The 23,697-nt window shown below is 46.0% G+C and carries 26 protein-coding genes; 23 read left to right on the top strand and 3 right to left on the bottom strand.

Going from position 1 to position 23,697, the window contains the following annotated elements:
- The first annotated feature begins 155 nt into the window (after positions 1 to 155).
- The 8 genes from P8F77_RS12300 to P8F77_RS12265 all read left to right on the top strand — a co-directional run bounded on the left by P8F77_RS12300 (position 156) and on the right by P8F77_RS12265 (position 5,833).
- Complete coding sequence (locus P8F77_RS12300) at positions 156 to 500, top strand: LysM domain-containing protein (RefSeq protein ID WP_024727030.1); 345 nt, start codon at positions 156 to 158, stop codon at positions 498 to 500.
- An 86-nt stretch (positions 501 to 586) separates the two neighbouring features.
- Entirely contained in the window at positions 587 to 1,519 is a 933-nt protein-coding gene (locus tag P8F77_RS12295; RefSeq protein WP_022260798.1) for a magnesium transporter CorA family protein, read from the top strand.
- A gap of 12 nt (positions 1,520 to 1,531) precedes the next feature.
- Complete coding sequence (locus P8F77_RS12290; RefSeq protein ID WP_024727031.1) at positions 1,532 to 2,416, top strand: rhomboid family intramembrane serine protease; 885 nt, start codon at positions 1,532 to 1,534, stop codon at positions 2,414 to 2,416.
- A gap of 60 nt (positions 2,417 to 2,476) precedes the next feature.
- Positions 2,477 to 3,910, top strand: a complete 1,434-nt coding sequence (gene pyk / locus P8F77_RS12285; protein ID WP_287517867.1) for a pyruvate kinase — start codon at positions 2,477 to 2,479, stop codon at positions 3,908 to 3,910.
- A gap of 48 nt (positions 3,911 to 3,958) precedes the next feature.
- Positions 3,959 to 4,270 (top strand): hypothetical protein, encoded by a 312-nt coding sequence (locus P8F77_RS12280; protein ID WP_024727033.1) that lies wholly within the window; start codon positions 3,959 to 3,961, stop codon positions 4,268 to 4,270.
- A gap of 4 nt (positions 4,271 to 4,274) precedes the next feature.
- Complete coding sequence (locus P8F77_RS12275; RefSeq protein WP_287517864.1) at positions 4,275 to 5,195, top strand: DUF2953 domain-containing protein; 921 nt, start codon at positions 4,275 to 4,277, stop codon at positions 5,193 to 5,195.
- Positions 5,196 to 5,199: 4 nt separating this feature from the next.
- Positions 5,200 to 5,577 (top strand): GerW family sporulation protein, encoded by a 378-nt coding sequence (locus P8F77_RS12270; protein ID WP_024727035.1) that lies wholly within the window; start codon positions 5,200 to 5,202, stop codon positions 5,575 to 5,577.
- Between the two features lie 118 nt (positions 5,578 to 5,695).
- A complete protein-coding gene (locus tag P8F77_RS12265) occupies positions 5,696 to 5,833 on the top strand; it encodes a hypothetical protein (protein ID WP_006565877.1) in 138 nt (45 codons plus the stop codon).
- Positions 5,834 to 5,920: 87 nt separating this feature from the next.
- Here P8F77_RS12265 and rpmB read toward each other — a convergent pair whose 3' ends face one another.
- On the bottom strand, positions 5,921 to 6,106 hold the full coding sequence (rpmB, locus tag P8F77_RS12260; RefSeq protein WP_006565876.1) for a 50S ribosomal protein L28: 186 nt from the start codon (positions 6,104 to 6,106) through the stop codon (positions 5,921 to 5,923).
- A 190-nt stretch (positions 6,107 to 6,296) separates the two neighbouring features.
- Between rpmB and P8F77_RS12255 the strand changes: the two genes are divergently transcribed.
- The 8 genes from P8F77_RS12255 (at position 6,297) to P8F77_RS12220 (ending at position 12,910) form a co-directional block, all read left to right on the top strand.
- Positions 6,297 to 6,653, top strand: coding sequence for an Asp23/Gls24 family envelope stress response protein (locus P8F77_RS12255; RefSeq protein WP_148459048.1), 357 nt, complete (start codon positions 6,297 to 6,299; stop codon positions 6,651 to 6,653).
- 17 nt (positions 6,654 to 6,670) lie between these two features.
- Positions 6,671 to 8,311, top strand: coding sequence for a DAK2 domain-containing protein (locus tag P8F77_RS12250; protein WP_287517859.1), 1,641 nt, complete (start codon positions 6,671 to 6,673; stop codon positions 8,309 to 8,311).
- Between the two features lie 89 nt (positions 8,312 to 8,400).
- On the top strand, positions 8,401 to 10,431 hold the full coding sequence (gene recG, locus P8F77_RS12245; RefSeq protein ID WP_148459050.1) for an ATP-dependent DNA helicase RecG: 2,031 nt from the start codon (positions 8,401 to 8,403) through the stop codon (positions 10,429 to 10,431).
- A gap of 12 nt (positions 10,432 to 10,443) precedes the next feature.
- The gene (locus P8F77_RS12240; RefSeq protein WP_024727039.1) at positions 10,444 to 10,716 is read left to right on the top strand and encodes an acylphosphatase; all 273 of its coding nucleotides are present in this window, start codon (positions 10,444 to 10,446) and stop codon (positions 10,714 to 10,716) included.
- A gap of 113 nt (positions 10,717 to 10,829) precedes the next feature.
- Positions 10,830 to 11,054 (top strand): alpha/beta-type small acid-soluble spore protein, encoded by a 225-nt coding sequence (locus P8F77_RS12235; protein WP_006565871.1) that lies wholly within the window; start codon positions 10,830 to 10,832, stop codon positions 11,052 to 11,054.
- Positions 11,055 to 11,243: 189 nt separating this feature from the next.
- Entirely contained in the window at positions 11,244 to 11,807 is a 564-nt protein-coding gene (gene rsmD, locus P8F77_RS12230; RefSeq protein WP_347256140.1) for a 16S rRNA (guanine(966)-N(2))-methyltransferase RsmD, read from the top strand.
- A gap of 3 nt (positions 11,808 to 11,810) precedes the next feature.
- On the top strand, positions 11,811 to 12,308 hold the full coding sequence (gene coaD / locus P8F77_RS12225) for a pantetheine-phosphate adenylyltransferase (protein WP_024727041.1): 498 nt from the start codon (positions 11,811 to 11,813) through the stop codon (positions 12,306 to 12,308).
- Positions 12,305 to 12,910, top strand: a complete 606-nt coding sequence (locus P8F77_RS12220; protein ID WP_024727042.1) for a hypothetical protein — start codon at positions 12,305 to 12,307, stop codon at positions 12,908 to 12,910. Before coaD ends, P8F77_RS12220 begins: the two co-directional genes overlap by 4 nt.
- On the opposite strand, the gene P8F77_RS12215 is transcribed toward P8F77_RS12220, so the two are convergent.
- Positions 12,893 to 13,801 (bottom strand): sporulation protein, encoded by a 909-nt coding sequence (locus P8F77_RS12215; protein ID WP_024727043.1) that lies wholly within the window; start codon positions 13,799 to 13,801, stop codon positions 12,893 to 12,895. The two genes, P8F77_RS12220 and P8F77_RS12215, sit on opposite strands and share 18 nt — an antisense overlap.
- A 40-nt stretch (positions 13,802 to 13,841) precedes the next feature.
- Positions 13,842 to 15,056 (bottom strand): nucleotidyltransferase family protein, encoded by a 1,215-nt coding sequence (locus tag P8F77_RS12210; RefSeq protein WP_287517853.1) that lies wholly within the window; start codon positions 15,054 to 15,056, stop codon positions 13,842 to 13,844.
- A gap of 244 nt (positions 15,057 to 15,300) precedes the next feature.
- On the opposite strand from P8F77_RS12210, the gene pta reads away from it, so the two are divergent.
- The 7 genes from pta to smc all read left to right on the top strand — a co-directional run bounded on the left by pta (position 15,301) and on the right by smc (position 23,684).
- A complete protein-coding gene (gene pta, locus P8F77_RS12205; protein WP_148459053.1) occupies positions 15,301 to 16,305 on the top strand; it encodes a phosphate acetyltransferase in 1,005 nt (334 codons plus the stop codon).
- A 34-nt stretch (positions 16,306 to 16,339) separates the two neighbouring features.
- Positions 16,340 to 17,533 carry an acetate kinase gene (locus P8F77_RS12200; protein ID WP_024727046.1) on the top strand — a complete coding sequence of 398 codons (1,194 nt, stop codon included), beginning with the start codon at positions 16,340 to 16,342 and terminating at the stop codon, positions 17,531 to 17,533.
- A gap of 63 nt (positions 17,534 to 17,596) precedes the next feature.
- On the top strand, positions 17,597 to 18,115 hold the full coding sequence (locus P8F77_RS12195; protein WP_024727047.1) for a DUF177 domain-containing protein: 519 nt from the start codon (positions 17,597 to 17,599) through the stop codon (positions 18,113 to 18,115).
- 5 nt (positions 18,116 to 18,120) lie between these two features.
- Complete coding sequence (rpmF, locus tag P8F77_RS12190; protein WP_006565851.1) at positions 18,121 to 18,300, top strand: 50S ribosomal protein L32; 180 nt, start codon at positions 18,121 to 18,123, stop codon at positions 18,298 to 18,300.
- A gap of 109 nt (positions 18,301 to 18,409) precedes the next feature.
- Positions 18,410 to 19,420, top strand: a complete 1,011-nt coding sequence (plsX, locus tag P8F77_RS12185; protein WP_024727048.1) for a phosphate acyltransferase PlsX — start codon at positions 18,410 to 18,412, stop codon at positions 19,418 to 19,420.
- A gap of 5 nt (positions 19,421 to 19,425) precedes the next feature.
- Positions 19,426 to 20,121: a ribonuclease III gene (gene rnc / locus P8F77_RS12180; protein ID WP_024727049.1), complete on the top strand. Its 696-nt coding sequence runs from the start codon at positions 19,426 to 19,428 to the stop codon at positions 20,119 to 20,121.
- A 2-nt stretch (positions 20,122 to 20,123) separates the two neighbouring features.
- Entirely contained in the window at positions 20,124 to 23,684 is a 3,561-nt protein-coding gene (smc, locus tag P8F77_RS12175) for a chromosome segregation protein SMC (RefSeq protein WP_148459055.1), read from the top strand.
- Positions 23,685 to 23,697 lie beyond the last annotated feature (13 nt).

Raw genomic sequence — 23,697 nt, 5'->3', positions numbered from 1 at the left:
TAAAGATTTTGAAATAACAAGATTCAAGTGTAGTCTTCTTACCTATTAAATAGGCGAAGAAAATGGAAATGAGAAAAAAATTCACTAAAATTAATCGGAAACAAATAAAAAACAAGGCATAGTCTATAATAAAAAGGCAAAGGAAAGTATAAGATATGGCAGAACGGGGAAACTGTAATGGAACAGTTTATGTAATTAAGGAAAAAGATACCTTATATCAAATCGCAAAACAATATAATGTGAGTGTAAGGGAGATCATGAGGAAAAACCCCTATGTGAACATTTATAATCTGCAGATTGGTGATGAATTATGTATTCCGTCAGCGGGACCGGTGATTTCGGGTGCTTTTGAGCCATATGTAGTGAAAAAAGGAGACACTCTTATGAATATTATGAAAAATAAGAATGTTTCCTTTGAAAAATTAGCAAAATCAAACAAAAGCGTCAGAGAGCTGACCCTTCCTGTCGGGACAGTGCTCTTAATTGACAAAGGGAAATAATATCTCTATAATGAAACGTGAACTCGTGGAAAACAGGCGGATGATCTCATCTGCCTGTGACCGCAGCGGAGTGGAAGGAGACTCAAATGATACAGATTTTTCGGACAATGGACGGCCGGATCAATGAAATATCTGAGCCCATAGAGGGCTGCTGGATTTCCGTGGTAGACCCAACGGCCACTGAGCTGGTGGAACTCTCCCAGAAGTACCAGATCGATCTGGATCATTTAAAAGCACCGCTGGATGAAGAAGAGCGCTCACGTATCGAAGTTGAGGACAACTATACGCTGATCATCGTGGACGTGCCGATCACAGAGGAGAGAAAAGAGAAGAACTATTTCGTGACGATTCCATGCGGGATCATATTGACGGAACTGTGCCTGATCACCATCTGTCTGATGGACACGCCGGTGCTCTCTAATTTTAAAGAGGGAAGGGTACGGAATTTCTGGACATATAAGAAGACCAGATTTATCCTGCAGATCCTGTTTCGGAATGCATCCCTTTATCTTCAGTACCTGCGGATCATCGATAAAAAAAGTGACGAAGTCGAAAAACAGCTCCATATATCTACGAAGAACCAGGAGCTCATCGAGCTTTTGGAACTGGAAAAGTCACTGGTTTATTTCTCAACATCACTGAGGGGAAATGAACTGGTATTAGAGCGCCTGTTAAAGATTGAAAAGATCAAACAGTATCCGGAAGATGAGGAACTGCTTGATGACGTTATCATTGAGAACAAGCAGGCGATCGAGATGTCGGATATTTACAGTAATATTTTAAGCGGTACGATGGACGCCTATGCGTCTGTTATCTCCAATAACCTGAACATCGTTATGAAGGTTCTGGCGGTTATCACGATCGTCATGTCCATACCGACCATGATCGCAAGCTTTTGGGGAATGAACGTGCCTGTGCCGTTTGCGGACAGCCCATTCGGATTTTTCGGACTGGTAGGGGTGTCTTTGGTGCTGACAGTGATCGGAAGTATTGTATTAGGAAAGAAAAAAACATTTTAGGAAAGGTTTCTTATGAATTGGTTAAATAAGCTGGAGAGGAAGTTTGGACGGTTTTCTATTCCGGGACTTCCAAAGTATATTATTCTTTTATATGTCGTAGGGATCATGGTACAGTTTGCCGCGCCGGAGCTGTACAGTCAGTTTACACTGAATCCATACCTTATACTGCACGGACAAGTCTGGAGGATTTTTACGTTCCTTCTGATCGCACCGTCTACCAATTTGTTCTTTATGATTTTTGTACTGCTGTTTTATTATTCTATCGCTTCATCGCTGGAACAGGTCTGGGGGAGTTTCCGATTTACCATGTACTATATGATCGGTGTGCTTGGGACCATTTCAGGAGCGTTTCTTACATACCTGATCCTTGTCTTATCAGGGGGAGAGTTTAATGCCATGTTTGTGCAGATGGACACCTTCTATCTGAATTTATCTCTGTTTTTGGCCTATGCCATGATGTTCCCGGACATGCAGGTATTGTTTTACATGATCATTCCAATGAAGGTAAAGTGGCTGGCATATCTTGACGCCGCATACCTGTTTTATACATTTTTTATTGCAACAGACTTTACAGTTACGGGAATTTCGATTAAAGTATCAATAGTAGTCGCTTTGCTGAATTTTGTTCTGTTCTTTTTCTCAACGAAAAAGATGAAGGCAAAGGGTGCCATGTTTGGCCAGAAGGTGCGGCAGAGAAAGCGGAAAGCGAGTTTCGGGGAATCTGCCGGACACGCGGAGCCGAAAAAGAACGGCGCCAGGCATGAATGCGCTGTCTGCCACCGGACAGAATTGGATGATCCCACATTGGAATTCCGCTACTGCTCTAAGTGTGAAGGCAATTATGAATACTGCCAGGATCATTTGTTTACACACGTCCATGTGAAAAAAGACAAATAAGGAAATAATTAATTTTTATAGATTAATTTATTATACATTGTTATGAAAAGGAGATTAACTATGCTGACGAAAAAAACAAAAATTGTTTGCACAATGGGTCCTGCGACGGATGACGACGCGGTGCTCAAACAGCTGATGCTGGAAGGAATGGATATTGCGAGACTAAATTTCTCACATGGTGACCATGAAGAACAGCTTGGAAGGATTAAGAGGATTAAAAGATTCCGTGAAGAACTGAATATTCCGATTGCGATTTTATTGGATACAAAGGGACCGGAAATCCGTACCGGACTTTTGGATACAGACGGAGACGTAGAATTAAAAGAGGGACAGGAGTTTGTCCTTACCACAAGAGATATCAAAGGAAATGATTCTATCGTAGGGATTACATACGAAGAACTTCCTCAGGACGTAACAGAAGGCAACACGATCCTGATCGACGACGGTCTGATCGAACTGAGAGTCAAAGAGATCAAAGACGGGACAGATATCGTATGTGATATTATCAACGGCGGATTCTTAGGAAGCCGCAAAGGTGTCAACGTGCCGAATGTGCGTGTGAATCTTCCTTCTATCACAGAAAAAGATAAGAGCGACATTGAATTCGGACTGGAAAACGGCATTGATTTTATCGCTGCCTCTTTCATCCGCAACGCTGACGCAGTCAATGAAATCAAAGAAATTGTAAAAGCTCACAACCTGGAAGTGGGTGTCATCTCCAAGATCGAAAATGTAGAAGGTGTAGAAAATATCGAGTCCATTATCCAGGCTTCCGACGGGATCATGGTAGCCCGAGGTGATTTAGGTGTGGAGATTCCTGCAGAGGAAGTTCCTTTCATGCAGAAAGCCATCATCAAAAAATGCAACAACGCATTTAAACCGGTTATCACGGCTACACAGATGCTGGATTCCATGATCCGCAACCCGCGTCCTACGAGAGCAGAAGTAACAGACGTTGCCAATGCTATCTATGACGGCACTGATGCGATCATGCTTTCCGGAGAGACCGCAAAAGGGAAATACCCTGTGGAAGCAGTCAGGATGATGAATCAGATCGCTATTTCTACGGAGCTTCATCTGGATACGAAGATCAAGGATTTCCGCTCTATCTATGTGAACCGGGGAATCTCAGCGGCAGTTGCCTATTCTGCAGTACAGACTGCGCATAACATCAATGCAAAATGTATTCTGGCTTCCAGCATGTCCGGATTTACGGCAAGGATCGTATCCAAGTTCAAACCGGATGCACAGATCATCGGATTATCTCCGGATGAGGCGGTTGTGCGTAAAATGCAGCTTTACTGGGGTGTGCGTCCATTCAAATCTCACAAAGCATCATCTACGAGGGAACTTTTGGATGAGGCTACGGAAATCGTAACGAGTGCAGATCTGGCACAGGAGAATGATATTCTCGTTCTGACCGGAGGCGGTCCGGCAGACCACCGCGGAAAAGGTGTGACCAACATGCTGAAAGTTGTAAAGATCGGCGAATAAAAAGGATCAGGGGGTGTGAAAACATCCCCTTTTTGGTAAGGTGAATATATGAAGGCTGCTGAAAAGTTTTACATATCGGAAATTTTAACGATAACGAAAGAAAAGTTAATAAAGCGGATTGTAAAAGGAAAGAGCATTCCTTCGCTGTATTGTATTACGCTTCCGCTTGGAAACGTAGGAGTGCTGGAGATTTACGAATACCGGGAACTGCTGAAAGATTATTATCGGCAAAGGGATGTCACGGTTGTGGGATGTGCCGTGTCAAAACAGGATGCCTTCGTGGTACTCAGAAGGATTGTGGAAGACATCAGACAGCAGGATTCTATGTTTCGGATACCGGAATTTTTTGAAGAGGAGTGAGACGATGGCAGTTTTATGGATTATTATAAAAATCATAGGAATCCTTCTGCTCTGTATCCTCGTGTTCCTGTTTCTGATCTTGTTCGCACCGGCAGGCTATCGCGCCCGGGGAGTTTACAATGACTGTGGGAAATGGGCCAAAGGCCGGGTATCATGGCTTTTCTTCTTTCTCCGCATGAAGGTGTCATGGAAAGAGGGAGAAGAACCGGCAGTATCTTTTAGAATTCTGGGATTTCCCGTCTATCACTCGAATGAAGAAAGATGGTCGCTGCTCAACAGGAAAGCGGCTGAAGATGTGGTAGAAATCAGGGAATCTGGGAAGGATATAAGAGACCGGACAGAAGTGCCCCGGGAAGAAACCGGACAATCGGCTGATCCTGATCCGGAGACAGGTTTTTCAGGAGATATTCTGGATTATACCGGAGACGGCGAAGAGTTTGAATCTGTCACAGAGGAACCGTCCGGAAAGCAGCCGTTCAGAAAAAGGGTGAAAAGTTTCTTCCAAAGATGCTATAATACAGGTAAGCGTCTGTATCGGAGATTAAGAGGCGCCTTAAAACAGGCAGAATCTTTCAAAGAACTGCTGGGAGATGAGGAATTGATCCGCGTCGTCAAACGCTTATTTGGATATGGGAAAAAAGGGATCAGGCATTTTCTGCCGAAGAAATTTTCGGGAGACGTGGCCTTCGGCTTTGATGATCCCTCTATGACAGGACAGACACTTGCTGCTGTCAGTGTTTTTATGCCGCTGTTTAACGACAGACTGTCTGTGGAGCCGGACTTTACGGAAGCCAGATTTGAGGCCGCACTGACAGTTTCAGGCCGGATATACGCGTTTCATTTTCTGAAGATCTTATGGGATGTTTACCGGGATAAGGAGCTTTGGAGACAGAAGGAACGTATTATGAGAACAATAGGAGGTTAGTTTTATGAACAAAGAAAAGTTTAATGAGACCGTGGACTCGTTATTTCAGGGAATCGAAGGATTTATGACTTCAAAGACAGTGGTCGGAGATCCTATTTATGTGAAGGACACGATCATTCTGCCTCTGGTAGACGTATCTTTTGGCATGGGAGCCGGGGATTACCGCGGAGACAGGAAAGCCAGGGGATACGGAGGTATCGGGGGCAAGATGACGCCAAGCGCGGTTCTCGTGATCAGAGACGGGCAGACGAAGCTTGTAAACGTCAAGAATCAGGAGACCATCACGAAGCTTTTGGATATGGTGCCGGATGTGATCGATAAATTTGCGAAAAAAGAAGAGACACTGGAAGATATAGTGGAAGACTTGGAAAACGAACGATAACCTCCCTGCTTTAAAATACCTTGTATGAACAGAAATCTGTAATACAGGGTATTTTTTATTCAATACTTTGTGTTGTTCTGCATATACTAGCTAATAAGCTTAAATTAGGTGTGTATGTATGAAACGTGTTTGCGGAGTTGCTTTTTTCTTTTTCGGCCTCGGGCTGTTTATCGGAATGTTCATCCAAAGAGATTTTACACAGTTTGCCATGACAGGAGTCAGCATCACGCTGTCCTATTTTCTGTTCTTTCAGTAAATTTTTCGGCAAAGAGAGCCGGGGAGAAGATAATGAAAAAAAGAGCCGGATATTCCAGCTCCCTAGGTTTATAATAATCGGGAAAGATTACGCTCTTTCGACTTTACCTGATCTCAGACAAGAAGTACAAACGTACATTTTTTTAGCTGCACCGTTTACCTTCACTCTTACAGATTTGATATTTGATTTCCACATCTTATTTGATCTTCTATGTGAATGACTGACTGCATTACCAAAATGAGCGCCTTTTCCGCAGATAGCACATTTTGCCATGTTAGCACCTCCTTAACTCGATCTTATCCCTCTCTGGGACTGACAACTATTTCATTCTACCAGATTGATTTCTAAAAATCAAGAAGAAATTCTCTTTTCTTTTTCATAGGTAAATAGTATAATCTAAGTAGCGTTCCGGGTAAAATGAGCTGTGTGGGCGCACAAGAATACGAAGTATGGAGGTAAAGCGATGAAAGGACATATGAACACGAAGAACGGCGAAATTTCTATCGAAAATCAAGTGATTGCCAAGTATGCCGGGATTTGTGCCCTTGGTTGTTTTGGTATTGTCGGCATGGCAATGGTCAATATGAAAGACGGAATCGTAAAGCTGCTGACTAGAGATAATATAAGAAAAGGTGTTTTTGTTTCTGTGAAGAACAACAAAATTTCCATAGATTTTCACATTATTGTTTCTTATGGTGTATCCATTTCTGCGGTGGCGGACAACCTGATGTCTTCTGTGAAGTACCAGGTAGAAGAGTTCACCAGTCTGGAAGTAGAACGGATCAATGTATACGTTGAGGGTGTGAAAGATATAGGATAATTACGGAGGCAGGATAAATGAAGCAGATTGACGCGGCTTTGCTCAAAAAGATGTTTATCGGCGGAGCGAAGAGACTGGAAGCTCAAAAAGAGCATATTAACGAATTGAATGTATTCCCGGTGCCGGACGGCGATACGGGAACCAATATGACGATGACGATCATGTCGGCGGCAAAAGAAGTCGGTGCGATTGAAGATCCTACTATCGAGGAGCTGGCAAAGGCTATCTCGGGTGGATCATTAAGAGGAGCCAGAGGAAACTCAGGGGTGATTCTGTCCCAGCTGTTTCGGGGCTTTACAAAACAGATCAAATATTTGGACAGACTGACAACCAGAGATGTGGCGGCGGGATTTAAGAAGGCTGTGGACACTGCCTACAAGGCGGTTATGAAGCCGAAAGAGGGAACGATCCTCACCGTTGCCAAGGCGGCTGCAGACAGCGCATTGAGATCGGCAAAGAAGACAGACGATTTTGAAGAGTTTGCCCGGAATATCATGCAGGAAGCCAATACAGCACTTCAGATGACACCGGAGATGCTGCCTGTTTTAAAAGAAGCCGGGGTCGTGGATTCCGGCGGACAGGGACTCTTGGAAGTTCTTCAGGGAGCCTATGATGTTCTGCTCGGAAAGGAAGTAGATCTGAAAGTTGAAGCAGTTTCCAAACCGGTGCAAAAACCGATGGGAGCCGTATCCGGAGAGACAGCGGATATTACGTTCGGATACTGTACAGAGTTTATTGTCATGCTGGAAAGAGAATTTGGTTCGGCGCAGGAACAGGAGTTTAAAGATTATCTGACCGGTATGGGAGACTCCATTGTGGTTGTGGCGGATGAAGACATCGTGAAAGTGCATGTCCACACGAATCATCCGGGCAAGGCTATTGAAAAGGGACTTTCTTACGGTGCACTGACCAGCATGAAGATCGACAACATGCGGGAAGAGCATGAGGAGCGTCTGAATCTAACCCGTCAGGCAGAGGAAAAGAAAACGGCTCCGAGAAAGGATATGGGATTCGTTGCGGTTTCGATCGGACGCGGCCTCAACGACATTTTCAGGGAATTGGGTGCAGATTATCTGATAGAAGGCGGACAGACCATGAATCCGAGCACGGAAGATATGCTCAATGCAATCGGACAGGTCAATGCGGATCATGTGTTCATCCTGCCGAATAATAAAAATATTATATTGGCTGCCCAGCAGGCGAAAGCCCTGGTGGAAGATAAAGAGATCATTATCATTCCAACCAAGACTGTACCGCAGGGTATTTCTGCTTTGATTGCATTTGAGGCGGAGAGCAGTGTGGAAGAGAATGAGGCTGCCATGACCGAGATGATGAACGGCGTAAAAACCGGAGAAGTCACCTATGCAGTCCGTGATACGACCATTGACGGCAAGACGATCAAAGTCGATGACATTATGGGAATTGACGACAACGGCATTCAGGAAGTTGGGAATGATGTAGAGGTGGTGACGCTGGGACTCCTTCGCAGTATGGTGGACAAGGAAAGCGAACTGATCTGTATATATTACGGGAATGAGACGCCGGAGGAGAAGGCTGTGCAGCTTTCTAAAAAGGCAGAGGAACTGTATCCGGACTGTGAAGTCCAGATGGAATATGGAGGACAGCCAATTTATTATTTCCTGCTGTCTGTAGAATAAGAAAAGAATGGACAATCAAAAGGGAGCAGATGCTGTTCCCTTTTCCTTTTTCATAGGGAGGTCCACATTTATAAAGGAGTAGTTGATTTATGAACGGGGATACAAATATCCAATGCCTGAAGGGGATCGGTGAAAAAACATATAACGGATTTAAAAAGCTGGGAGTCGAGAATGTGGACAGCCTGATCACCATGTATCCCAGATATTATCTGACTTATGAAGATCCTGTCCTGCTCTCTGAACTGACGGCAGGGGAGAGAGCCGCGGTTCAGGTGAGGATTACATCAGATGTGAATATCCGATACGTAAGAGGATTAAAGATTGTCTCCTGTCTCGGAAGGGACAGTTCAGGCACTATGACATTTACCTGGTTTAATATGCCATACTTAAAAAAACAGATCCACCGGGGAGAGGATTATATCTTCGTGGGTACACCGGTATTTAAAAACGGACGCCTGATGATGGAGCACCCGGAGATTTTTAAAGAGGAGGATTACAGCGCAAAACAGCAGACCTTACAGCCGGTCTATCCGCTGACTTCGGGAATTACGAATAAAACAGTCAGCAAGGCTGTCATGCAGACCGAGGAGTATATAAAGGAGATCCGGGAGTATCTGCCGGAGCAGATCCTTCAAAAATACCGTCCAATGGATTACAGCGAGGCCATCTGGAATGTTCATTTTCCAAAAGATAAGCAGACACTGGTAGAAGCAAAAAAAAGACTGATCTTTGATGAGTTTTTTATCTTTATGGCAGGGATGAACCTGATGAAACAGGAGCACCGGGAGGAAAAAAACCGTTATCTGATCCCGGTATGCGGCGAGGCGGACAGGCTTATCAAGTCACTTCCTTATGAACTGACCGGAGCACAGAAAAGGGCTCTTTTGGAGATGCAGAAGGATTTAATGGGAGAGAAGGTCATGAACCGCCTCGTGCAGGGGGACGTGGGATCAGGGAAGACGATCCTTGCGGTGATCCTTCTTTTGATGTGCGCGAAGGCCGGGTATCAGGGCGTTCTGATGGCTCCGACGGAAGTACTTGCAAGCCAGCACTACGAGACTTTCCAGGAACTTCTTGGACCGTTCGGCGTGTCTGCGGCACTGCTCACAGGCTCTGCAAAGGCAAAAGAAAAGAGAGAAATCTATCAGGGGATTAAAAACCATGAGTATGATATTGTCATCGGGACCCATGCCCTGATTCAGGATGCTGTGGAGTATGACCGGCTGGCCCTGGTCATCACGGATGAACAGCACAGGTTCGGGGTCCGGCAGAGAGAGATCCTCTCGAAGAAGGGGAAGGAGCCCCATGTCCTTGTCATGAGTGCCACGCCTATCCCGAGGACCCTGGCGATCATCATGTACGGCGATCTGGATGTGTCCATCATCGATGAGCTGCCGAAAAATCGTCTCCCTATTAAAAATTGTGTCGTCAATCAGAGTTACCGTCCGAACGCATATCGGTTTATGGAAAAGCAGGTGGCAGAGGGGCGGCAGGTCTATATCATCTGTCCGATGGTGGAGGAGAGCGAGGCCATGGAGGGTGAAAATGTGATCCAGTATGCCAATATGCTGAGAGAACAGTTTCCTCCCGGTGTACAGATCGGGGTGCTTCATGGTAAAATGAAACCAAAGGAAAAGCAGAAGATCATGGATGAATTTTCGGAGCAGAAAATCCACATCCTGGTGTCCACCACGGTCGTCGAGGTCGGTGTCAATGTGCCCAATGCCACGATCATGATGGTGGAAAACGCCGAACGATTCGGCCTCGCCCAGCTGCATCAGCTGAGAGGCAGGGTGGGGAGGGGAGAACACCAGTCCTATTGTATTTTCATGAGTGGAGCAAAAAAGAAAGAGACTATGGAGCGGTTGGAAGTGTTAAATAAGTCCAATGACGGATTTTACATTGCCAATCAGGATTTGAAACTCAGAGGTCCGGGAGACTTTTTCGGGGTCCGGCAGAGCGGGATGATGGATTTTGTCCTGGCCGATATTTATACCAACGCAGATCTTTTAAAACAGGCAAGCGATGCGGTACATCAGCTGTGTGAGGAAGGATTTGATTTCTCCACATTAAAAAACAGCCGACTGGAAAAACAGATTTCGCTTGCCAACAGGATATAAAGGAGGTTCGCTATGATTCGTGTACGTTTGCGGTTTACAGGAAGAGTCCAGGGAGTAGGATTCCGGTATTTTGCACAGATGAATGCTGCACAGTTTCATGTGACAGGCTGGGTGAAAAATATGTATGACGGTTCTGTCACCGCAGAAGCCCAGGGGACAAAAAAACAGATTGAAGATTTTATGGAAGCCATGAAACACGGACACAGATTTATGCGGATCGACCATGTAACAGTTGAAGAATGTCCGCTCAGTGAGGGAGAAAAGGACTTCAAAGTAAAGTATTAAACTTCCAAAGAAAAAAATGTTATTCCATGTAAAAACTCTCAGTGTATCTTTTGTATTATTAAACATACTATCTTCGTAACAAAAAACAACAAAAGAAACGGAGGTCTTTCAAAATGGAAGAACGTACTTCAGCAAACAGCAAAGGAAACAACAGAGTGGAAGTTCCAGAGGCTAGGGAAGCACTGGACAGATTCAAATTCGAGGTTGCTAATGAAATCGGTGTAGACTTAAAAGAAGGATACAACGGACATTTAACAACTGCTCAGGCAGGTTCTGTTGGAGGAGAAATGGTTCGTAAAATGATCCGCAGACAGGAAGAGGAAATGTCTGGCCGTTAGTTAACGGATTCAAACGAATCAGTTTTTACTCGTAATTTTGATGAGAGAACGAAAGAAAAAAGAGGAGCAATCAGAGCGTCAGTTCTGACTGCTCCTTTTGCATGGTGCAGGAATTTCTTTGTTATTTAGTTGACAAATTATCTGAATATAATACAATAGTAGGGAGAAAAAACGAAGGAAGATAAAAAAATGCGAGTGATTTCAGGAAAAGCCAGAAGTTTAAGGCTTAAAACAGTGGAAGGCATGGATACGAGACCGACACAGGACCGCATTAAGGAAACATTGTTTAATATGATCCAGCATGAACTTGCAGGAAAAGATTTTCTGGACTTGTTTGCGGGCAGCGGAGCCATTGGGATAGAGGCTCTGAGCAGGGGCTGTAAGCATGCTGTTTTTGTGGAAAACAATAAAAAGGCGGCTTCCTGCATTCAGGACAACCTGGTACATACGAAGCTTGCAGATGAAGCGCAGATCCTCGTGACAGATGTCATAAGTGCATTGAGGAAGCTTGGATCAGAGGGCCGGAAATTTGACTATATTTTTATGGACCCTCCTTATGACAGAGGAATGGAGAATGCAGTGCTTAACGAACTGGATCATTCGGATCTCTTGAAGGAGAACGCCCTGGTCATTGCCGAATCCAGCTTACAGACAGAGATTCAAGATGAGATGTTTGAGTATCTCAAGGTTCTAAAGATAAAGGAATATAAAACTAATAAGCATACTTTTTTGCAAAAAGTGCAGGAGGGCTGAGAAATGAGCATCGCAGTGTATCCGGGAAGCTTTGACCCGGTAACTTATGGGCATTTGGATATTATTAAACGTTCTATCAGAGTTTTTGATAAACTGGTCATAGGGATTTTGCTGAACAGTGAAAAAAATCCGTTATTTTCGATGGAAGAAAGAGTGGAATTTCTCATGGAAGCCACAAAGGATATGGAGAATGTTGAGGTGAAATCTTTTTCCGGTCTGCTGGTGGACTTTGCAAGGGAAAACAACGCGGATATTACGGTCCGCGGGCTCCGCGCCGTCACAGATTTCGAGTATGAACTGCAGATCGCCCAGATCAATAATAAGCTGGACTCTAATCTGGATACGATGTTTTTTACTACAAGTACGGAATATGCATACTTGAGCTCTACAATCGTGAGGGAGATCGCATCCTATCACGGAGATGTCAGTGAACTGGTGCCTCCGTATGTGGAACAGAAGCTGAAGCAAAAATTTAGAGAAAGAATAGAGGGAGAAGCATGAGTGAGAAATATTTGCATGAAATGATCGATGATATTGAAATTTTGATCGATGAGGCCAAGCCGGCAAGGTTTAATCCGGGCAAAGTTGTCATTGACAGGGATGTGCTGATCACGGTCATCGAGGAGCTGAGAAAACAGATTCCGGGTGAGGTGGAGCGCAGCCGCAAGGTCATGATGAACAAAGATGCCATCTTGGAAGATGCCAGGATCAAGGCCCAGAATATCGTAGACCAGGCGGCCAGAGAAGCCGGAGAGCTGATTGATGAAAATGAGATCGTAGAGATGGCAAAAATGCGTGCGAAAGAGATTGAAGAGGCTGCTTTAAACCACGCAAATGATGTCATTCATAATGCCAATGAAGAGGCTGATCAGGTGAGATACGGCGCATTGCAGTACACGTGCGATATTATGGAAGATGTCCAGGACTACATAACAAAAGTAAAAGAGGGTCAGCAGAGCCTTTTTGAACAGCTTTTATCTACCTTAGACAGCGATATAGAGTCGATCAGCACCAACTATGAGGAAATCCGGCAGCAGCTTGACGGGGCTTCCCGGACGAAGGCGAGAACCGCCGAAGATTTCGTGTCACAGGAAGAGGAGTAGCATTCCGCTGCTTATGCAGGCAAAGAGCATCTTAAAAATTAGATAGCTTTTCATAGACAGCTGTGATTTTTGGCAGACGCTCTTGACCTGTGCCAGGCTGCACAGGCCGCCGAAAGAGCTGACGGCAAGGATTGCGGCTGCTTTTTGTCTGAAGCCCAGGGTCAGAAAACTTATATGAGAGATCCCTGTTGTGATCTCGAGCATTCCGATTACCGGTGCCGTGACATAGGAGGGGAGCATGCCGCTTTGGAGAAGAGAAGATACGATGGAGAATACCATGATAAAAATACCGATGGTAAAAATCGTCTTCAAACTGTCAAAAATAATCTCGTCAAAGGATTTGATCGCCGCAGTCCTCGGGTGTTTCTGATGCACGTGTAAAAATCCTGTACCTCTGAATTTCCAGAGGATGAAGATAAAGTACAGGAGATTGGGCGTATAAAGGCAGAAAAAATAAAGGGGTACATTAAGGGTCCCTTTTAAGATCAGGGTCAGCGTAAAGCCGATCGAAAACATCGGGCTTACATTGTTGCAGAGCACAAGAAGGGATTCCCCTTCTTTTTTTGTGTAGGAACCAGAAAGCACCAGATCGTTGATGATCTTGCCGCCCAGAGGATAGCCGCACAAGAAGCCAATCAGAATCGTATAGGCCAGGTCTTTGTTCAGCCATGGAAATATTTTAAACAGAGGATAAAACAAATAGGAAATATAGTGGACTGTCTGGTATTTCATCATAAGGTTTGTCAGAAGAAAAAATGGCAGGAGCGTGGGTACGATGGTTCCGGACCAGAGCAGCAGGCCGTTTTTGGCACCTGCCACGCACTGTTCCGGAAATAAAAATAGAAGGAACGCAGTTAAAATCAAACAAAACTGATAAAAGTATTTACCCATAGAAAAACCCCCTGTCCTCTTAAGCCTATGAGACGGACGGTTATATTATGATTTGTTCTTCTTTTACCTGAGTCTTAAATTTTGCCCGAAGCATCATCTGGTAGAGGGCATCCGCTTTTCTCTCTGTTTGAAGCATCTGTTCCTGGACCTTCGTAAGCGGATCGTCAAGCGGTCTTAAATGCCGGACCATCGGCCAGGTTTTTTTCTTTTTGATTTCCCGGATCAGAGAGGAAGCCTCTTTTTTAAAGCCAAGGATCTGAAAATACAGGGGCTGTTCTGAGCGGGTATAGCTGTCCTTTATTTCCTGCTTCATGCCGAGGAGGATGTGCAGGAGACCTCTGCTTATACGGCTCCAGGTCAGGCTTTTGTTTTTGACGGCTTCGATCTGGCAGGAAAAGGGCTGGCCCGGAACGGTCATACTGATCAGACGGTCACTCAGATCCTTTGAGACGTCCCAATAGTCCTCAAAGGAATCTTCCATGCAGAGTTTATAGGACAGCAGATCGGAAAAATCATCGAGCAGGATGGGAAACCGGCGCCGGTAATCCTCACGGAGGATCGGGTGCAGATTTTCCGGCATGCTTTCCAGACACTTGTTAAGGCCGTCAAAAACAGCCAGCTGTGACCGGATGGCGGAGGCAGAGCTGATGCTGCCAGTCAGGTCAAGACTCCGGTGGCTGCTCTGTTTCCTTGGGATACAGAATGGACGGATGCTGCTGTTTCTGCGTTTCAGCGCCATGATATATTCGAGCCCCAGAAGGTTGTTTGGCTCTCTGAGGATATCGGCGTCACTCTTGGAACAGCCAAGTGAGAGAATCGCTTTTTCCCTCGCTTTGGGATAGGAAATGCCGGTCTTTAAAAATTTTTTGATCTGCTCCGTGAGATCCTCCTCTCTGTCTGCAAGAAGGCTTCCGAGGGAGATCAGAAGGCTCAGAGATCCGCATTCACTCCCGAAAGAGAGAATGTCTACCACACCAAGGCCTTCCAGGAGGGCGACACTGCCGTCTGCAAAATACGGGGCGCTGCCGGAGGAAAACCAGAGCGGCAGCTCCAGCGCCAGGTCGGCTCCGTTCATGAGTGCCATTCTGGCCCTTGTTTTTTTTTCGATGACGGCCGGGGCGCCGCGCTGTACATAATTTCCGCTCATCAGTGCAATGATATAATCAGCGCCTAAGATGCGCTTTGTCTCTTCGATATGATAAAGATGTCCGTTATGAAACGGGTTATACTCACAGATAATTGCCGCAGTTTTCATTGCTGCTCTCCTTTCTTTTGTGAAATCATTATAACAAAGAACTCAAAAAAGGTAAAATTGCACAAAAAAGAGGAAATAAAAGGCTGAAACTTGCTATTAAAAATAAAAGATAGTAAAATGAAAACATTATGAGATGAGATGTACTAGGAAAAGTACAACAAGGCATATTGTATACAACAAACGAATATTGTATAATTTCCATGAGAAGAATTCATCTTTGTAGAAAGTTGGAAGGAGCAACGTAATGAGTTTTATTGATGTGATTAAAGAACGAGCTAAGAGTGAGAAAAAAAAGATTGTTTTGCCTGAGACCGGAGATCCCCGTACTCTCGAGGCGGCAGACACAGTGCTGAGAGAAGGGATAGCTGACATTATTCTTGTGGGAAACGAGGAGGAGATTTTAAGCCGCGCAGAGGGATTAGATCTATCCAAGGCCTATTTTGTAGATCCAAATAACTGCGAAAGACTCAATACATACATCGAATCTTTGTGCGAAGCCAGAAAGAGCAAGGGACTGCTTCCGGAAGACGCAAAAGAAATCCTGCTTTCCAACCCGCTGTTTTTCGGAGCTACGATGGTGCGTGCCGGAGATGCGGACGGTATGGTTGCGGGGGCGGTAAACTCATCCGCCAACGTTCTGCGGTCTGCCCTTCAGGTTGTCAAGACGGCTCCGGGGACAAGGATCGTTTCTGCCTTCTTCCTGATGGTAGTGCCGGACTGTGAACTCGGCGCCAACGGCACTTTCGTATTCGCAGACTGTGGATTGAATCAGAATCCGAATTCAGAACAGCTGGCAGCCATTGCCGGAAGCTCTGCGCAGACGTTTAAACAGCTGGTTGGAGAAGAACCGAGGGTTGCCATGCTTTCCCATTCCACAGTGGGAAGTGCAAAGCACGACGATGTGACAAAGGTTGTGGAAGCAACAGCGATCGCAAAGAGAGATTATCCGGATACACTGATCTGCGGAGAACTGCAGCTGGATGCGGCGATTGTTCCTGAGGTGGCTGCATCAAAGGCTCCGAGAAGCGAAGTGGCAGGAAAAGCCAATGTGCTCGTCTTCCCGGACCTGGATGCAGGAAATATCGGATACAAATTAGTCCAGAGGCTGGCAAAAGCGGAAGCCTACGGCCCGGTTACCCAGGGGATTGCAAAGCCTGTCAATGACTTGTCCCGTGGATGCAAGGCGGAGGATATCGTCGGAGTTGTGGCGATTACAGCAGTGCAGGCGCAGCTTACGGAGAACAATTAGAGATTAAAAGATTAGAATATATAGGAGAATGAAGATGAAAGTTTTAGTTATTAATTGCGGAAGTTCCTCCCTCAAATACCAGTTGATCGATTCAGACACAGAAGACGTACTGGCAAAAGGTCTCTGTGAGAGGATCGGGATTGACGGAGCCCTGACGCATGAGCCTGCCGGAAAAGACAAGATCAAGACTACTCCGGCTATGCCGGACCACAAGACGGCCATCGGCATTGTGCTTGAGCAGCTTACAGACAAAGAAAACGGTGTGATCGCATCTTTGGACGAGATCAGTGCCGTGGGACACAGAGTCGTACACGGCGGAGAAAAGTTTACGAAATCCTGCATTATCACAGAGGATGTGTTAAAAGAGATCGAGGAGTGCAACGTATTTGCACCGCTCCATAACCCTGCGGCTCTGATCGGAATTGAGGCCTGCCGGGAACTCATGAAGAATAAGCCGATGGTGGCAGTTTTTGATACCGCATTCCATCAGACGATGCCGGAAAAAGCATTTCTCTATGGAATCCCGAGAAAGTACTATGATGAAGACGGAATCCGCCGCTATGGATTCCACGGGACTTCTCATCAGTTTGTTTCCCGTGAGGCTGCCAAAATGCTCGGAAAAGACATCAAGGATATCAATATCATCGTATGCCATTTAGGGAACGGTGCCAGTGTCACAGCAGTCAAAGGCGGAGAATCTGTAGATACTTCTATGGGGCTGACACCGCTTGAAGGGCTGATCATGGGTACACGTTCCGGAGACCTGGACCCGGCGATCCTTGAGTTTATCGCTAACAAAGAAAATAAAACCGTGTCCGAAGTAGTCAGTATCTTAAACAAAGAATCCGGAGTGCTCGGAATGTCCAGCGGTATTTCTTCTGATTTCAGAGATGTCAAAGCCGCAAAGGCAGAGGGCAACAAAGCGGCAGAGGCTGCGATGGCTGCTTATGTTTACCGTGTGGCAAAATATATCGGAGCTTACACTGTGGCTATGAACGGGGTGGACGCCATCGCCTTCACAGCGGGACTGGGAGAAAATGACGACGCCACGAGAGCGGCCATCGGAGAATATCTGGATTGCATCGGTGCAAAGATCGATGCTCAGAAGAACGATGTGCATGGAAAAGCGGCGGTCATTTCAACGGATGATTCCAGGGTCAAAGTGCTCTGTATTCCGACCAACGAGGAAGTGATGATCGCAAGGGATACGGTAGCCCTTGTAAAATAAAATTACTTGACAAACAAATATTGCGTTTGTATAATAGACAAGTATGAAATTTTAGGAGATAGTATGCTGATTCAGTTATCAAAATTGTTATCAATGCCGGATCATGAAGAGACGGTGGAATGTTCCATGGATATGGAGGAGCTTATTCTCAAAAGAGAAAGCTATCCGATCCTCGAAAAGCCTTCTTTTCCGGTTATTTTAAAAAATGAAGGGAAGAGGACGGTTTCCGTCTCATTTCAGACAAGCATCACAGTCGGGATGCCCTGTGACCGGTGTCTCACCGAGGTTCCGGAAAAGATCAGGCTCAATGTCTCAAAGACATTGGATTTTGATGACATAGAAGAAACTTGTAAGGATCAAGTGTCTTTCGTAGATGGAAGCAGTCTTAATGTGGATAAACTTATTCTTGAAGAAGTGATTCCCCTGCTGCCAACAAAGGTGTTATGCGGTGAAGACTGCAGAGGGCTTTGTCCAGTGTGCGGAACGAATCTGAACAAGGAAGAGTGTGGCTGTGACCGGGCGGTTAAAGATCCGCGGATGGCAGCTATCCAGGATATTTTTAAGAATTTTAAGGAGGTGTAATACCAATGTCAATCTGTCCGAAGAATAAATCTTCAAAAGCGAGAAGAGATAAACGTAGAGCTAACTGGAAAATGACTGCACCAGCTTTAGTAAAATGCAGCAAGTGCGGTGAATTAATGATGCCTCACAGAGTGTGCAAAGCCTGCGGATCTTACAATAAAAGAGAAATCGTAAATGCTCAGTAAGAGTTGACAGCAGCATATGTTGTCATGAATTGCCATGCGTTTAGACTTTATGAGTTTAAGCGGATGGCATTTCTTTTCATCTGGTAATTTTGTATCAAGGAGGTTGCAAATGGAAAAGATAGTTAAAGTAGCGCTGGATGCCATGGGAGGGGACAATGCCCCCGGAGAGATCGTAAAAGGCGCGGTGGATGCGGTGAACGAAAACAGCAATATTAAAGTTTACCTTGTCGGAAAATCCCCGAGAATCCACGAGGAATTAAAGAAATACCGCTATAAGAGCGAGCAGATCGAAGTGATCAATGCAGAAGAAGAAATTTCTTGTGATGAATCACCGGTAGAGGCGATTCGTAAGAAGAAAGATTCTTCCATGGTAGTCGGGATGAAGATGGTAAAAGACCAGACTGCAGATGCATTCGTATCAGCGGGAAGTTCAGGAGCGATTCTCGTGGGAGGACAGTTCGTGGTGGGCAGGATCAAAGGGGTGAAACGCGCCCCTCTGGCCGCTCTGATGCCGACTACAAAAGGGGTTTCCCTGATCATCGACAGCGGCGCCAACATGGACGCAAAACCGGAATACCTTCTGGAATTTGCAAAGATGGGTTCTATTTATATGGAAGACGTGGTAGGTGTTAAAAATCCGAAAGTTGCCATCGTAAATGTCGGCGTGGAAGAGGCAAAGGGAAACGCACTTGTAAAAGAAACATTTCCTCTTTTGAAGGAATGTGAGGAGATCAACTTTACCGGAAGCATCGAGGCCAGAGAAATCCATTCCGGTCAGGCAGATGTAGTAGTCTGTGATGCTTTTGTGGGAAATGTGATCCTGAAATTGTCAGAAGGCCTGTCCTCAACACTGATGTCAATTGTAAAAGACGGAATGATGCAGAGTCTCCGCGGAAAGATCGGAGGGCTTCTCGTAAAACCGTCACTGAAAAAGACCCTGAAACGCTTTGACGCATCGGAACACGGCGGAGCTCCTCTTCTCGGTTTAAACGGCCTGGTCGTGAAGATGCACGGAAGTTCCAAGGCAAAAGAGACGAAGAATGCGATCATACAGTGTATTGCTTTTTCAGAGGCAAAAATCAATGAAAAGATCAAAGAACAGATTGTAAAGGAAAAATAAAAGGTATGAATCAATCAAATCAGGAAGATTTCCAGAAAAAAATCAAGATTCGTTTTCATGACAAGAAATTGCTGACGACTGCACTGACCCACAGTTCCTATGCAAATGAGCGGAAACTTCCCCGGGGGAAAGACAATGAACGGCTGGAGTTTTTGGGAGATGCGGTGCTGGAACTGATCATGAGCGACTATCTGTTTAAGACTTACAAAGACGAACCGGAGGGAAAACTGACAAAAATGAGAGCCAGCCTTGTCTGCGAGCCTACTCTGGCATTTTGCGCCAAGGATCTCGCTCTGGGCGATTATCTGCTGCTGAGCAAAGGGGAAGACCTGACCGGAGGAAGGGAGAGGGATTCCATCTTATCGGATGCGTTTGAGGCCGTGATCGGAGCCGTATATCTGGATCAGGGCTTCGATGAGGCCAGAAAGTTCGTGGAAACGTATCTGCTTCAGGACGTGGATGAAAAGGTGTTGTTTTATGACGCCAAAACTTCGCTCCAGGAACTTGTGCAGAGCTTCTCCAAGCAGCCCCTTACTTATGAACTGATAAAGGAAGAGGGACCTGACCACCAGAAGACTTTCACGGTGGAGGCCAGGCTCGGGGAAAAAGTCATTGGAACCGGAACGGGAAGAAGCAAGAAAAGTGCGGAGCAGACGGCAGCCTATGAGGCAATGAAACATAAGGACGGGATATTGAGGTAGCTATGTATCTGAAAAGCATTGAAGTGAATGGATTTAAATCCTTCGCCAACAAAATGATTTTTAAATTTGACAGCGGCATCACGGGAATTGTTGGTCCCAACGGAAGCGGAAAAAGCAATGTGGCGGATGCGGTCCGGTGGGTGCTCGGAGAACAGAGCGCAAAACAGCTCCGGGGCGCCAAGATGGAAGACGTGATTTTTTCCGGCACGGAGATGAGAAAGCCGATGGGTTCTGCTTACGTTGCCATCACTATGGACAACAGCGACCACAGTCTGCCGATCGGGTTTGAAGAGGTCACGGTGGCCAGGAGAGTTTACCGCTCCGGTGAAAGCGAATATCTGATGAATGGCAGTCCGTGCAGGCGGAAAGATATCGTGGAATTGTTTTTTGATACCGGAATAGGCAAAGAGGGCTATTCTATTATCGGTCAGGGACAGATCGACCAGATTTTGAGCGGTAAGCCGGAGGATCGGAGAGAACTGTTCGATGAGGCTGCCGGCATCGTAAAATATAAAAAGAATAAACTTGAGACAGAAAAATCTCTGGAGGCAGAACGGGAAAACTTAAACCGGGTAACGGATATCCTTTCGGAACTGGAACGGCAGGTTGGCCCTCTGAAGTCTCAGTCTGAAAAGGCAAGAGAATATCTCTCATACAGAGACAGGCTGAAGGAATATGACACATCAATGTTCCTCGTGGAAAACGGCCGGCTGTCCGATGAGATCGAGAGTCTGGATGGGAAGATCCGGATCGCCCAGGGAGAAGTGGATGACGCGGACAGGCGCCTGGAACAGACGAAAGCCGAGTATGAGAGACAGGACCGGTATTTAAATGAGCTGAAACACAAGATCGAGGCCGGGACAGAAGAACTTTCTATGGCCAAAGTCGACAAAGAGAAACAGGAAGGCCAGATCAAGGTCTTAAGAGAACAGATGAACACGGAGCGGATGAGGGAGACTCATCTGACATCTGACATCCGCCGGCTTACCGGAGAAAAAGAGGACAAGTGCTCACAGCTTTCTGAACTTCGAAAAGAGCGCAGGGAAATCGAAGAGGCGGTTTTGAAAGCCCAGGAAGATACTGTGGAAAGAGAGAGCAGAGTCGCATTTCTCCAGAAGGATATTCAGGATACGGAGAAAGAACTTGAGAAGCTTCGCAGAAATCAGCAGAGTTTTGCCAACAATCAGATGAATCTTTCCAACAGGCTGCAGCATGTGGAGACTGTGAGGGAGCAGCTGGATGTGCGGATTCGCCATCTGATCTCGCAGGCAGAAAACTCCGGACATCACAGGGCAGAGCAGGAGAAGAGAAAAGAACAGGAAGAATATAAGAGGCTCGGACTGGCGGAAGAAAAAAGGCGGATCCTCAAGGAACTGGAGACAGAGCAGGAGATCTGCGGCGGACTGGGAGATGAGAGAAGATCCGTCCAGGAGGAGCTCACCCTGAAAAAGGAGGGTTTCCACAGGAGCCAGTCCAGCTATGAGACGTTAAGAAACATGGCGGAACGCTATGAGGGATATGGATTCGGCATCAAGAGGGTGATGGAGCAGAAGGAGAGATATCCGGGTATCATCGGTGCTGTAGCCGATATCATGAAAGTCAGGAAAAAATATGAACTTGCCGTGGAGACTGCTCTCGGAGGAGCGATTCAAAATGTAGTCACGGATACCCAGCAGACAGCCAAGGAAATGATCGAATTTCTGAAAAAAAACCGGTACGGCAGGGTGACATTCCTTCCGCTCAACGCAGTAAAGCAGAGGGGCGGATTTCCAAGGCCTGAGGCAGTGCATGAGAAGGGAGTGATCGGCACCTGTGACCGTCTCGCCAGCTATGAAGACAGGTTTTCAGACTTGTTCCAGTCACTTCTCAGCCGTGTACTCGTAGTGGAATCCATCGACGACGGGATTCGGATCGCGGCAAAGTACAAACACTCTTTCCGCATCGTAACGCTGGAAGGGGATGCACTGAACCCCGGAGGTTCTATGTCCGGAGGTGCCTATAAGAATAAGAGCAATCTTCTCGGAAGAAACCGTGAATTAAAAGAACTTGAGCAAAAGCTCCTAAAGGACAGAGATGAAATTCTGCGTCTCTCCAAAGTGCTTGAAGAAAAGACAGAGCAGTACGGGCAGGCGGAAAAGAAGATCAGCCGTTTAAAAGGCAGGATTCAGGAAAATACGCTTCGGGAAAACACTGTGGTGATGACGATGAAATCCATTGACAAACAGATTCATGAGGAAGCAGAGAGGGAGCAGGAATATTTAGATCAGGCTCAGGCTCTGCGCCAAGAATACCGGTCCATGGATGGCGATGTGACATCTTTATCTGATAAAAAACAGGTGCTGGAGGAAGCAAACCAGACCGAAGAACAGAAGATCCACAGCCTTTCCAAACATTTGGAGGAAGCCAGACGCATGGCAGAAGAAAAGGCCAGGGAAGTTTCCGAGGCACATATGAAAGCCGGCCAGCTGAAGCAGCGCCAGGATTTTATCATGAGCGGCGGAGAACGGCTTCGTCTGGAACTTTTAAAAATTGAAGAGGATCTGGAGGCACTTGGCAGGCAGACCGGTTCTGTCGATTCATCCATCGGAGACATTGAGAGGCAGATAGAAGCATGCAGACAGGGGGTCCAATCAAAAAGTCTCTGGATTGAAAAAGAAGAGAAGAATCTTTCTCAAAAGCAGAGGCTGCTTTCAGAGACTGAGGAGAAGTATAAGGAGAGTCTGAAAGTCAGAGAAGAACTTATGCAGAGAGTCAACGGTTTTGACAAAGAAGTGCTGAGGCTTACGTCTGCAAGGGAAAAGCTTGAGGAAAAACAGCAGGAGCTCCTGGAATACATGTGGGAGAATTATGAGCTTACATATCATCAGGCAAAGTCGCTGTCAGGGGAAGAACCTCAGGAAAGCCTTACAGAATTGAAGAAGAAAATTGCTGAGATCAAGACACAGATCAGGGAACTGGGGCCGGTGAATGTCAATGCAATAGAGGACTACAAAGATGTTTTGGAGAGATATGAATTTCTGAAAAAACAGCACGAAGATATCGTAAAGGCGGAGGCACATCTGGCAGGGCTGATTAATGAACTGGAAGCTGCCATGAGGAATCAGTTCAGAGAGAAATTTAAGGATATTCAGGAGATGTTCCAGACGGTGTTTCAGGAACTTTTCGGGGGAGGATATGCAAGGCTTGAACTCACCGACGACGATGTGCTGGAGTCCGGTATCCGGATTATTGCACAGCCGCCGGGGAAAAAACTGCAGAATATGATGCAGCTTTCCGGAGGAGAAAAGGCCCTGACAGCTATTTCCCTTCTGTTTGCTATTCAAAATCTGAAACCTTCGCCGTTTTGCCTGCTGGATGAAATCGAGGCTGCGCTGGATGATTCCAATGTGGCAAGATTTGCACAATACCTGCATAAGCTTACAAAAGAAACACAATTTATTGTAATTACCCACAGACGTGGTACAATGACAGCAGCGGATATTTTATATGGGATCACCATGCAGGAGAAAGGTATCTCCACACTGGTGTCCGTGAGTCTGATCGAAAACGATCTGGACGAATAAAGCTTTGATGGGA

The organism is Anaerostipes sp. PC18 (genome assembly GCF_039789045.1).
GTDB lineage: Bacteria > Bacillota > Clostridia > Lachnospirales > Lachnospiraceae > Anaerostipes > Anaerostipes hominis.
The sequence above is the reverse complement of the archived record's forward strand: the minus strand, read 5'-3'. Positions and strand labels throughout refer to the sequence as shown.